The 12,108-nt window shown below is 68.4% G+C and carries 9 protein-coding genes; 5 read left to right on the forward strand and 4 right to left on the reverse strand.

Annotated elements, in window-relative coordinates; all coding sequences use genetic code 11:
* Positions 1–350: 350 nt before the first annotated feature.
* Complete coding sequence (locus tag RM704_RS10985) at positions 351–1,076, forward strand: IclR family transcriptional regulator (protein WP_033530838.1); 726 nt, start codon at positions 351–353, stop codon at positions 1,074–1,076.
* Positions 1,077–1,174: 98 nt separating this feature from the next.
* Positions 1,175–1,612: an SsgA family sporulation/cell division regulator gene (locus RM704_RS10990; protein WP_033530686.1), complete on the forward strand. Its 438-nt coding sequence runs from the start codon at positions 1,175–1,177 to the stop codon at positions 1,610–1,612.
* A 30-nt stretch (positions 1,613–1,642) separates the two neighbouring features.
* Here the strand turns inward: RM704_RS10990 and RM704_RS10995 are convergent, their stop codons facing one another.
* Positions 1,643–3,121, reverse strand: a complete 1,479-nt coding sequence (locus RM704_RS10995; protein ID WP_033530687.1) for a YibE/F family protein — start codon at positions 3,119–3,121, stop codon at positions 1,643–1,645.
* 220 nt (positions 3,122–3,341) lie between these two features.
* Here RM704_RS10995 and thiC point away from each other — a divergent pair, with 220 nt between their 5' ends.
* Entirely contained in the window at positions 3,342–5,168 is a 1,827-nt protein-coding gene (gene thiC, locus RM704_RS11000) for a phosphomethylpyrimidine synthase ThiC (protein ID WP_033530688.1), read from the forward strand.
* Between the two features lie 184 nt (positions 5,169–5,352).
* On the opposite strand, the gene RM704_RS11005 is transcribed toward thiC, so the two are convergent.
* The 3 genes from RM704_RS11005 to RM704_RS11015 form a co-directional block, all read right to left on the reverse strand.
* On the reverse strand, positions 5,353–6,231 hold the full coding sequence (locus tag RM704_RS11005) for a membrane protein (protein ID WP_033530689.1): 879 nt from the start codon (positions 6,229–6,231) through the stop codon (positions 5,353–5,355).
* A gap of 183 nt (positions 6,232–6,414) precedes the next feature.
* The gene (locus RM704_RS11010; protein WP_033530690.1) at positions 6,415–7,494 is read right to left on the reverse strand and encodes a metallophosphoesterase family protein; all 1,080 of its coding nucleotides are present in this window, start codon (positions 7,492–7,494) and stop codon (positions 6,415–6,417) included.
* 214 nt (positions 7,495–7,708) lie between these two features.
* Positions 7,709–8,821, reverse strand: coding sequence for a LacI family DNA-binding transcriptional regulator (locus tag RM704_RS11015; RefSeq protein ID WP_078937375.1), 1,113 nt, complete (start codon positions 8,819–8,821; stop codon positions 7,709–7,711).
* 412 nt (positions 8,822–9,233) lie between these two features.
* Here RM704_RS11015 and hisC point away from each other — a divergent pair, with 412 nt between their 5' ends.
* Positions 9,234–10,313: a histidinol-phosphate transaminase gene (hisC, locus tag RM704_RS11020; protein WP_033530692.1), complete on the forward strand. Its 1,080-nt coding sequence runs from the start codon at positions 9,234–9,236 to the stop codon at positions 10,311–10,313.
* 273 nt (positions 10,314–10,586) lie between these two features.
* Positions 10,587–12,095, forward strand: coding sequence for a cytochrome ubiquinol oxidase subunit I (locus RM704_RS11025; RefSeq protein WP_033530693.1), 1,509 nt, complete (start codon positions 10,587–10,589; stop codon positions 12,093–12,095).
* Positions 12,096–12,108: the final 13 nt, after the last annotated feature.

A 12,108-nucleotide genomic window follows, 5' to 3' on the forward strand; every position in this document is an offset into this window, starting at 1 on the left:
CGACGGCCCCGGCTCCCCCTGTGCAGCCACGTACCTCCCCGGGCGAGGAGAACATTCGGCGGCCAGAGCCGTCCGCGCCCCGGACGCGGACGCAGCGTCCGGCGGCCCCGGCGACGGACACCACCCCGGCGACCGCCCCGGGATCGGCTCTGGCACAGGCGCAGACGCCGTCATCGTCGACCCGTACCGAAGCCCAGCCGCCGGCACCCCAGCTCCGGAGCCAGGCGCAGACGACAGGGCTCGTGCGCCCTGAGCCGTCCCACGGGCACGGGGCGGGTAGGGGAGCCCGTATCCCGTCCCCAACGCCGCCGACCGTGCCGGAGGCGAATTCCGGCACCCTGATCGGTTCTGTGCAGCGGGCGATGCGGCTACTGGAAGCCGTTGCCGAGCGGGGACACGGAGCGCCCGCCAAACAGTTGGCACGGGACGCCGGACTCGCGCTGCCCACGGCGTACCACCTGCTCCGCACACTGGTGCACGAGGGCTACCTGTACCGGGACAGGGGGCTGTTCTTCCTCGGTGAGGCGGCCGAGCGGCTGAGCAGCAGCGGGGCGCAGCAGAAACGTCGCAGCACGGTGAGCGAGGCGCTGGCGCACTGGCGGGACACCCTGGGCGTGCCCGTCTACTTCGCGATCTACCGGGACGGCGAGATCGAGGTCCTGTGCGTCGCCGACAGCCCGAACACACCGGCCGTCGAGGAATGGGCCGACTTCCGTGAAACGGGGCACGCCCACGCCATCGGACAGTGCCTGCTGTCGCAGCTGAGCGAGGAGGCCCGCCGCGACCATCTGGACCGCTATCCGGTGCAGTCGCTCACCCCGTACACGGTTCGTGACGAGGAGACGCTGCTCCGGCGCCTCGGGCGCATTGGGCGCATGGAGCCGGTGGTCGAACAGCAGGAGTACGCCCTCGGGACGGTCTGCGCCGCGATTCCCCTCACCGTCGGGACGACTGCCGGGACCCTCGCCATCTCACTGCCCTCGCACCAGGCGACCCGTCTGTTGCCGGTGGCCCACCAGTTGCAGACGGAGATCGGAAAGCTACTAGGGACACTCGCGATCTCTATCAGCATCTGAAAAATCACTCCTTGTGATCTCTCGTGTACTTTCAGCAAACTTCCAGGGGTGTCAGGCGGATGATTCCTGGCCAGTCGACGAACACGGCGGGGTAGGCGATGCGCGAGTCGGTACAGGCAGAGGTCATGATGAGCTTCCTCGTCTCGGAGGAGCTCTCCTTCCGCATTCCCGTGGAGCTGCGTTACGAGACCTGTGATCCCTATGCCGTGCGGCTGACCTTTCACCTGCCTGGTGATGCCCCGGTGACCTGGGCCTTCGGGCGGGAACTGCTCATCGACGGAGTCGGCCGTCCGTGCGGGGACGGGGACGTCCACATCGCGCCCGCCGATCCGGAGACGTTCGGCGAGGTCCTGATCCGCCTTCAGGTGGGAAGCGACCAGGCGATGTTCCGGGTCGGCACGGCCCCACTGGTGGCCTTCCTCGACCGCACGGACAAGCTCGTGCCGCTGGGACAGGAGCGTTCCCTCGCCGACTTCGACGCACTGCTCGACGAGGCGCTGGACCGCATCCTGGCGGAGGAGCAGAGCGCGGGCTGAACGTTACGCCGCCGGGGGTGCCGTAACGCTTCAGCGCTTGCGGCGGCGACCCCTTCCGCCCCGGGCCGGAGCGGGCACGGATGCCGTTTCCGGGGCGCCCGGGCGGTCGGCGGAGACGACCAGGGCGGCCAGCGCGGTGGTCACCGGCACCGAGGCCACCAGCCCGATCGAGCCGACGAGCGTACGCACGATCTCCTCGGCGACGAGCTCGCTGTTGGCGACCGTACCGACGCTGCTCTGCGCGATCGAGAAGAGCAGCAGCAGTGGTAGCGCGGCACCGGCGTAGGCGAGCACGAGAGTGTTGACCACCGACGCGATGTGGTCGCGGCCGATCCGGATGCCCGCGCGGTACAGGTTGCGCCAGCCCATCGTCGGATTGGCCTCGTGCAGCTCCCACACCGCCGACGTCTGCGTGACCGTCACGTCGTCGAGCACGCCGAGGGAGCCGATGATGACGCCCGCGAGCAGCAGACCGCTCATGTCGATCGTCGGGTACAGCCCATGGATCAGACCGGTGTTGTCGTCGGTGTTGCCGGTCAGGTAGGCCGAGCCGATGAACCCCGAACCCAGCAGGCCGATCAGCAGCAGTGAGATCAGGGTGCCGATCACCGCCACGGATGTCCGGGCCGAGAGTCCGTGGCACATGTAGAGGGCGATGAGCATGATGGCACTGGCCCCGACCACTGCCACCACCAGCGGGTTCGAGCCCTGCAAGATGGCCGGCAGGATGAAGAGGGTCAGCACCAGGAAACTGATGGCCAGTGCCACCAGGGCCATGACACCGCGCATCCGGCCCACGACCACGACGGCGAGTGCGAAGATCCCGGCGAGCAGCGCCATCGGGAACTTCCGGTTCACATCGGTGACCGAGTACTGCAGGTCCTTGGGCGCGGCGGGTTCGTACGCGACCACGACCTCTTGGCCTTGCTCCAACTGCCGTGACTGGTCCGGCTGAACGATCTCCGTGAAGGTACGGCCCTTGTCGTCACCGGTGTCGACCCGGACCGTGGCCTTCTTGCAGGTGCCGTTCGCCTGCTGCTGGGCGGACGAGCCCTCGGCGGTGGACGTGTCGCCGGTCGGGGTGCCGCCCGAGGCGTTCACCGACGAGCAGCTGACCTCTTCGACCTTGGTGACGGTGGCCTGCTGCGTCTGTCGGTCGAAGCCCACCCCCGTGCGTTCGTGCGCCGGGGCGCCGCCGGGCCAGAGCACGACGAGACCCACGACGACCGCGGTCGCGAAGGGGATCAGCACCGCCGCGATGACCTTGCGCAGGTGCTGCGACACGGGCGCGGCGGGGCCATGGCTATGACTGTGGGAATGGCCGTGGCCGCCGCCGGAGGACGGTCCTTGGCCATGTCCGCCTCCGGCACCGTCTCCGCCACCGGAGCCGTGGCCGCCTCCGGAGCCGTATCCAGGGCCACCGCCGGAACCATGCCCATGGCCGTTTCCGGGGCCATGGCCGTGGGGCGGCTCGGGGGGTGGAGGCGGGGGCTGCTGCGTCGTGGTCACCGACCGATCATCGCAAGAACGAGCGATGCCCACTGTTCACCGCGCCACATCTGCCGCTAGCGTGGAGGCACCTTTGCACACGCGGGAGCTCGGAGCACCGGGCTGAGAGGGCGCTGACCTCCGCAGACGCGATGTTTCACGTGGAACATCGTCGGGCGGAATTCGCTGCGTCGACCGCTGAACCTGTTACCGGGTAATGCCGGCGTAGGGAGTAGGTCTCATGACCATCGAGGACACACGCACGCCTGCCTCCAGCCAGACAGACGGGGCTTCCACCGCGTCCGAGGGCGAGAACAACCAGGGTGAACAGCCCCTGGAGGCCGGGAAGTCCATCGGCTGGCACAAGGCGTACATCGAGGGCTCGCGCCCCGATCTGCGGGTGCCGGTCCGCCAGGTGCACCTCACCAACGGACAGTCCATCACCCTGTACGACACCTCCGGCCCATACACCGATCCGACCGCGGAGACCGACGTCAGGCGGGGGCTGCTCCCCCTGCGCGAGAACTGGATCATCGCCAGGGGAGACACCGAGGAGTACGCGGGCCGTCCTGTTCGGCCCGAGGACGACGGGATCAAGCACACCTCGCCGCGTGGCGGTCTGCGCAACCTGGACGCGGTGTTCCCCGGGCGGCCGCGCCAGCCGCGCCGGAGCCGCGACGGCCGGGCCGTGACCCAACTCGCGTACGCCCGACGCGGTGAGATCACGCCCGAGATGGAGTACGTGGCCGTTCGGGAGAACGTCTCGCCGGAGGTCGTCCGCGAGGAGATCGCCGCAGGCCGGGCCGTACTGCCCGCGAACGTCAATCACCCCGAGATCGAGCCGATGATCATCGGTAAGCGGTTCTTGGTGAAGGTCAACGCCAACATCGGAAACTCCGCGGTCACCTCCTCCATCGAGGAGGAGGTCGAGAAGATGACCTGGGCGACCCGCTGGGGTGCCGACACGGTCATGGACCTGTCCACCGGCCGGAACATCCACACCACCCGCGAGTGGGTGTTGCGCAACTCCCCCGTCCCGATCGGTACGGTGCCGCTGTACCAGGCGCTCGAGAAGGTCGACGGCAAGGCCGAGGAGCTCACCTGGGAGATCTACAAGGACACCGTCATCGAGCAGGCCGAACAAGGTGTGGACTACATGACGGTCCACGCGGGCGTACGCCTCGCCTACGTGCCGCTCACCGCCAACCGCAAGACCGGCATCGTCTCGCGCGGTGGCTCGATCATGGCGGCCTGGTGTCTTGCCCACCACAAGGAGTCGTTCCTCTACGAGAACTTCGAGGAATTGTGCGAGATCCTCGCCGCCTATGACGTCACCTACTCCCTCGGCGACGGCCTTCGGCCCGGCTCCATCGCGGACGCCAACGACGAGGCGCAGTTCGCGGAGCTGCGCACTCTCGGAGAACTGAACCGGATCGCGAAGCGTTTCCACGTACAGACCATGATCGAGGGTCCGGGACATGTCCCGATGCACAAGATCAAGGAGAACATCGATCTGCAGCAGGAGATCTGCGACGAGGCTCCGTTCTACACGCTCGGCCCGCTGACGACGGACGTCGCTCCGGCGTACGACCACATCACCTCAGGCATAGGTGCCGCGATGATCGCCTGGTGGGGCACCGCGATGCTCTGCTACGTCACGCCGAAGGAGCACTTGGGGCTGCCCAATCGTGACGACGTGAAGACCGGCGTCATCACCTACAAGATCGCGGCCCACGCGGCGGACATCGCCAAGGGACACCCAGGCGCACAGGAGTGGGACGACGCGTTGTCGGACGCCCGCTTCGAGTTCCGCTGGGAGGATCAGTTCAACCTGGCCCTCGACCCTGACACGGCCCGCGAATTCCACGACGAGACGCTCCCGGCGGAGCCGGCCAAGACGGCTCACTTCTGCTCCATGTGCGGACCGAAGTTCTGCTCGATGAAGATCTCCCAGGACATCCGTCGTGAGCACGGCGGTTCCCGGGCCGAGATCGAGGCGGGCATGGCCCAGAAGTCCAAGGAGTTCGCCGAGGCGGGTAACCGGGTCTATCTGCCGATGGCCGACTGAGGCACGTGGGCGGGAGCCAGCACGTTCGGCCGCGGAAAGGGGCTCGTTCGTCGGCTCCCGCTGCCTGGGCGCGGGTCCTCCTGAAGCCGTGCGGGTCGCGCACCCCGTGCGACGAGCGGTGCTCTTCCGGCCGGTTGCCGGGAGAGCCCGCCGCCGCGGGTGGGCGGTGGCCGGAGGCCGGTTGTCAGTCCGGCTGGTGCTCCGGGCCGCCGAAGTCCGGGCTGGAGAAGTCCGGGCTGCTGTAGCTGGGCCGCGAGCCGGCGCTGCCACTCTCCGGGCTGCTGCTGAAGCTCGGGCGGTTGTAGCCGAGGTGCGGCATACGGCTGGGCGGGGCCGGACGGTCCGGCTCCAGCAGCAGCGCCGGACCAGGGTTCGCGAGGGCATCGCGGAGGAACGGCAGGATGCCGCGCTCCAGGAGGGCCTCGCGCCAGGCTTCCCTGGCCCGGGTCACCTCCTCGTTCAGCTCGCTGCGCGTTCCTTCGTCGAGGAGTGCGGTGGCGTTGTTGCGCAGGGCGGTGAGCAGAAGCCCGACGGCGGCCACCAGGATCGCCGCCGCGGTGACCGCACCGAAGACCCACCCCGTGGTGAGGAGGGTCTCGGCGATCGCCCGCTCCGGGTCGAGCACTTTCATGACGTAACCCACGAGCAGGAAGAGCACCGCCGCGGTTCCGGCGAGGACCGGAGCGAGTACCGCGGCGATGGCACCGACGCCCGCGCCCGCCGCTTCTGTGACCTCGCCCACGGTGGCGGCGAGTCCCGCTGTGGAGCCGTCCGGCTCGCTGGAGCCGGACGCCGTCCCTTCGGCGGCAGGCGTGGTGGCCGACGACGGGCTGCGGAATTCGTCGCGGACCTTGACGTAGTACTGGTATTCGGTCGCCGCGGCGGCGGTGATGATCGCCGAGGCGTTGAGGGCCATGGTGCGCAGCTGTTCGGGGTTGAGCCGCTGGAGACCGGCGGCGAATTCCGGGCGGTGTGGTGCGGAGCGCAGCGCCTCGCCGAGGATCCGCTCGTACTCCTGGCGGTCCTCACTGAGCAGGTGCTGCGGAACGCTGTTCATGTGCATCCCCCGATGCTCCGTAGGGCTTGTGGCTCGGCATGCTGACGAGCCGTCGGGCAGAAACGGAGGGGAGCCTGCTACGGATAAGCCGATGGTAGAGCGGTGACGGCAGGCGGTGACAGGGGGTTTGAGGAAATTGGCCCCTGGCCAGCGAAGTCTTCCGACGGGGGACGCCTGCCCGTTGACGCCTCAGGTAGGCAGCGGAAGTTCCTGGACCAGCAGCTTTCCGGCCATGGTCACACCGCCGTCCATGGCGACGGCCAGACCGTCCGCATAGGTGTACGGTCCGTCGACCGAGGGGCCCGTGCGGTCCTCGCCGTCCTCCGAGCCGACCTCTCCCAGGAGGTACGGAATGGGGCTGTGACCATGGACGATGCGGGTGCCGCCATAGGTCTCGAGCAGCGAGCGCACGGCATCGGCGCCGCCCTCGTCGCGGAAGGAGAAGCGGCGGGTGAACTTGCGGAAGAGGTCCCAGACCTCGTCCGGGTCGTTGCGCGTGATGGTCTCGCGAACTGTGTCGTTGACCGCCTCGATGGAGTCGCCGTAGTCGCGGTAGGCGGTGGTGTCGGAGTGCACCAGGAGGTGGCCGTCGACCTCCTCCATGGCGTCCAGACGGGCCATCCACTGGAGGTGGTGGTCCTGGAGGCGGTCCATGTCGGTCTTCTGGCCGCCGTTGAGGAGCCAGGCGGCCTGGAAGGTGGCCGTGCCCGCGCCGGAGTTCACGGGGGTGTCGCCGAAGCGCTTGGCGCCCAGCAGCAGCAGCTCGTGGTTGCCCATGAGGGCCTTGCAGTAGCCGCCGGCCGCGGCGGCCTCGGCGGACAGGCGCATCACGAGGTCGATGACGCCGATGCCGTCCGGGCCTCGATCGGTGAAGTCGCCGAGGAACCAGAGCCGGGCGGTGCCCGCCGACCAGTTGCCCGCGGCGTCGACGAGGCCCTTCTCGCGGAGCGCGGCGAGGAGCTCGTCCAGATAGCCGTGGACGTCTCCGACGACGAAGAGCGGGCTCGGCCGGGCGGAGGACGGCTCGGCCGCCGTGGTCTCCGGGTCGATCACGACCTGGAGGGTGTCGCCCCGGTTGATCACCGGAAGGTCCCGCTGGGTCGGGGTGTATCCCTCGGGGTAGCCCTCAGGATCCTCGGCGGGCCCGGACGCTTCGCCGGGGTCCGCGGAGTGTCCGTACGGACCGGCCTCGTGGACGTACGCGGGCACGCGGAAATCGCGCACCGTCGGCGTCCGCACCTCGGGTCCCTGACCGGCCCCCTGAGTCATCGACCCCTCCACCACCATCGCCCGCATCTGCACCGCATCGGACTGCCTGGTCGCAGCGGCCCGCGGTGTGTGCGCCCATCATAGGAATGCGGATCGCGCCGTGTGATGACCCAGGGGTGGTGAAATGGCGCAGGGCCCCAGTTCACCGCGGTTTTCTCCCGAATTGGGCGGGGCTCTCCCCGCCCAATCCCCGTTCGGATCCTCAAGTGGGGCGTCAACCCGCTTCAGGTGATCGTGGCGGGCTGACCGTCGTGCGCGGTGGACGCCGCTCGGACGAGGTCCGCACGATCAACTCCGTCGGTATCACCTGCTCGACCGGCTGGTCCGACTCGACCCCCTCGATCGCGTCGATGAGGAGCTGGACCACAGCCGTGCCGATCCGGCGCGGCTTCAGCGAGAGCGTGGTGATCGGCGGCTCGGTGGTCGCGTACACGGCGGACTCGCTGCAGCAGACGAGCAGCAGGTCGTCGGGGACGCGTAGACCGTAACGCCGGGCCGCGGCGAGCAGGTCGGTGCCGTTCGGGTCGAAGAGGCCGTAGACCGCGTCCGGGCGGTCCGGCCGGGCCAGCAGCCGGTCGGCCGCGACGGCTCCGGCGCACGGATCGTGCGCCGGGTAGGACTCGCAGACGGGATCCTGGCCCACGCGCTCGCACCAGCGCAGGTATGCGGTGGTGGAGAGATGGGTGTACGTGTCCGTCGTCGTGCCGGTGAGAAGTCCGATCCGGCGGGCGCCCGCGTCGGCCAGGTGGTCGAGGATGCCGAGGACGGCGGCCTCGTGGTCGTTGTCGACCCACGCGGTGACCGGCAGCGAGCCGGCCGGTCGGCCGTCGGAGACCACCGGTAATCCCTGGCGGACCAGTTCGCTGACGACCGGGTCATGGTCGGAGGGGTCGATGACGACGGTGCCGTCCAGGGCGACGTTCGACCACACGTCGTGCCGCGAGGTCGCGGGGAGGATGACCAGGGCGTAGCCCCGGGCCAGCGCGGCCGAGGTGGCGGCCCGCGCCATTTCCGCGAAGTACGCGAACTCGGTGAAGGTGAAAGGTTCATCCCCGTATGTGGTCACGGTCAGGCCGATGAGGCCCGACTTGCCGGTTCTGAGAGTTCGGGCGGCCGCCGAGGGGCGGTAGCCAAGTCGGTCGGCGACCTCGCGTACATGGCGTCGGGTGGCGTCCGGGAGCCGGCCCTTGCCGTTGAGGGCGTCGGAAACGGTCGTGATGGAGACTCCGGCGGCGGCGGCCACGTCCCGGATGCCCGCCCGCCCTGACCGGCTGCCTCGGCGGGGAGTTTCCGCGCGGCTCACCTGGTGCTTCCCTGCTGCTGTCATGGCGAGCCGATAGTAGGGCTCATGCGGTGGGGTAGTGCGGACGCATATGCACTCGTTGACAGGCACGTTTCTGCAAGGTCATATAGGGTCAATTTCCTTGCATTGCAAGGGAGTTGAACGATTTCATATCAGGACGTGACTTGTCGACGCGCATGGGCCTGCCAAGCGACTGATGTTTCGAAGAGGTCTCAACTCACCTGGACGGGTGATGCGCGCTACGGCGTGAGCCACCGGCGCGTACGTCCATGAGCGATGCGCCCCCTGATTCGTACACCTTCGTGTGCTGATGCCCCTGGGGCGGGTGTGACGGCTGAGGTGCGGTCGCGGTACGGACGCGGTTGTCCACAGGCCATTCGCAGGGGAGCCGAATCCTCATAAGGTGAGAAGCATTACGTCGACGAGGAGGACTGCGGTGAGCGAGACGAGCCCCAAGCTGCGAGCCGAGCTGGAGGGGATCCCCACCTACAAGCCCGGCAAGCCGGCCGCGGCGGGCGGCCCGGTGGCGTACAAGCTGTCCTCCAACGAGAACCCCTATCCGCCGCTGCCCGGTGTGCTGGAGAGCGTGACGGGGTCGGCCGCGTCCTTCAACCGGTACCCGGACATGGCGTGCACGGGGCTCATGAACGAGCTCGCGGACCGCTTCGGGGTGCCGGTCACGGACCTCGCCACGGGCACCGGCTCGGTCGGCGTGGCCCAGCAGCTGCTGCAGGCGACCTCCGGGCCGGGCGACGAGGTGATCTACGCCTGGCGGTCGTTCGAGGCGTATCCGATCATCACGCAGATCAGCGGGGCCACGTCCGTGCAGGTGCCCTTGACGCCGGGCGATGTGCACGACCTGGACGCGATGGCGGACGCGATCACCGATCGGACCCGGCTCATTTTCGTCTGCAACCCGAACAATCCGACGGGCACGGCGGTCCGCCGTGCCGAGCTGGAGCGGTTCCTCGATCGGGTACCCGGTGACGTGCTGGTGGTGCTGGACGAGGCGTACCGCGAGTTCGTGCGGGATGTCGAGGTGCCGGACGGCGTCCAGTTCTACCGCGAGCGGCCGAACGTCTGTGTGCTGCGCACCTTCTCGAAGGCGTACGGACTCGCGGGGCTCCGGGTCGGCTTCGCGATCGCTCACGAGCCGGTGGCTGCCGCGCTGCGGAAGACGGCCGTGCCGTTCGGCGTGAGCCAACTCGCACAGGACGCCGCCGTCGCCTCGCTGCGCGCCGAGGACGAGCTGCTCGGCCGGGTCGGTTCGCTGGTCTGCGAGCGGAACCGGGTCGTCGAGGCGCTGCGCGGCCAGGGCTGGACGGTGCCGGAGACGCAGGCGAACTTCGTCTGGCTGCGGCTGGGGGAGCGCACCGTCGAGTTCGCCGGCGCGTGCGAGCAGGCCGGCGTCGTCGTGCGGCCGTTCCCGGGTGAGGGCGTGCGGGTGACGATCGGCGAGACCGAGGCCAACGACATCTTCCTCAAGGTGACGGAGGCCTTCCGCAAGGAGCTCTAGGGTTCTGCGCGCTCTCGCGCTCTGGGCTCTCGGTGGTGAGGGGTTCGGGATCTCCCGAGCCCCTTCCGCATGTGCGTTAGCGCTGACGTGCTTGTTTGCGCCATAGGCCCATCGGCACGGACTTAGGGACCCCCCACCTATCGATGCTCGAACGGGCATGCGTCATAATTGCTTGTGAATGTGAACGCGTTCACAAGCGCGTCCCGGTTGTCCTGAGATGTACGTGACAGGCGGGACAAACTGCCGCAGTGCCACGGCATGTAAGGAGAAGACGTGGACCTCGCTCTGGCGCCGGAGACTCTGGCGCGATGGCAGTTCGGCATCACGACCGTCTACCACTTCCTCTTCGTCCCCCTGACGATCTCGCTCGCCGCGCTCACCGCGGGCCTGCAGACCGCCTGGGTGCGCTCGGGGAAGGAGAAGTACCTCCAGGCCACCAAATTCTGGGGCAAGCTCTTCCTGATCAACATCGCGATGGGTGTCGTCACCGGCATCGTGCAGGAGTTCCAGTTCGGCATGAACTGGTCTGACTACTCCCGCTTCGTCGGTGATGTCTTCGGAGCCCCGCTCGCCTTCGAGGCGCTGATCGCCTTCTTCTTCGAGTCCACCTTCATCGGCCTGTGGATCTTCGGCTGGGACAAGCTCCCGCAGAAGATCCATCTCGCCTGCATCTGGATGGTCTCCATAGGCACGATCCTGTCGGCGTACTTCATCCTCGCGGCCAACTCCTGGATGCAGCACCCGGTCGGCTATCGGATCAACGAGGCGAAGGGCCGGGCCGAGCTCACCGACTTCTGGCTCGTCCTGACCCAGAACACCGCGCTGACCCAGGTCTTCCACACCCTCGCGGCGGCCTTCCTCGCCGGCGGAGCCTTCATGGTCGGCATCGCCGCCTTCCATCTGGCCCGCAAGAAGCACATCCCGATGATGAAGACCTCGCTCCGCCTCGGCCTGGTCACCGTGGTGATCGCCGGCATGCTCACCGCGATCAGCGGCGACCTGCTCGGCAAGGTCATGTTCAAGCAGCAGCCGATGAAGATGGCCGCTGCCGAGGCGCTGTGGGACGGCGAGGCGCCCGCGCCGTTCTCCGTCTTCGCCTACGGCGACGTCGACGAGGGCCACAACAAGGTCGCCATCGAGATCCCCGGCCTGCTGTCCTTCCTCGCCAACGACGACTTCGACTCGTACGTCCCCGGCATCAATGACGTGAACAAGTCCGAGCAGGAGAAGTTCGGGCCCGGCGACTACCGGCCCAACATCCCCGTCGCCTACTGGGGCTTCCGCTGGATGATCGGGTTCGGCATGGCGTCCGTCGCGATCGGCGCGGTCGGCCTCTGGCTCACGCGTCGGAAGTTCCTGTTGCCGCAGCATCTGCGGGTCGGCGACGACGAGGTTCCGCATCTCGTACTGCTGCCGAAGAAGGCGCTCGGTCCGACGCTCACCAAGTGGTACTGGCGCATCGCGGTGCTGACCCTGGGCTTCCCGCTGATCGCCAGCTCCTGGGGATGGATCTTCACCGAGATGGGCCGCCAGCCCTGGGTCGTCTACGGCGTGCTGCGCACCGAGGACGCGGTCTCCCCCGGTGTCTCCCAGGGCGAGGTCATCACCTCGATGATCGTCTTCACCACGCTGTACGCCATCCTCGCCGTCGTCGAGGTCAAGCTGCTCGTGAAGTACGTCAAGGCGGGGCCGCCCGAGCTGACGGAGGCCGACCTCAACCCGCCCACGAAGATCGGCGGCGACTCCCGTGACGCCGACAAGCCGATGGCCTTCTCGTACTAGGCCGCACCGGGCC

Origin of the sequence: Streptomyces gottesmaniae (genome assembly GCF_031845845.1) — a bacterium.
In the GTDB taxonomy this organism is placed as follows: domain Bacteria; phylum Actinomycetota; class Actinomycetes; order Streptomycetales; family Streptomycetaceae; genus Streptomyces; species Streptomyces akebiae.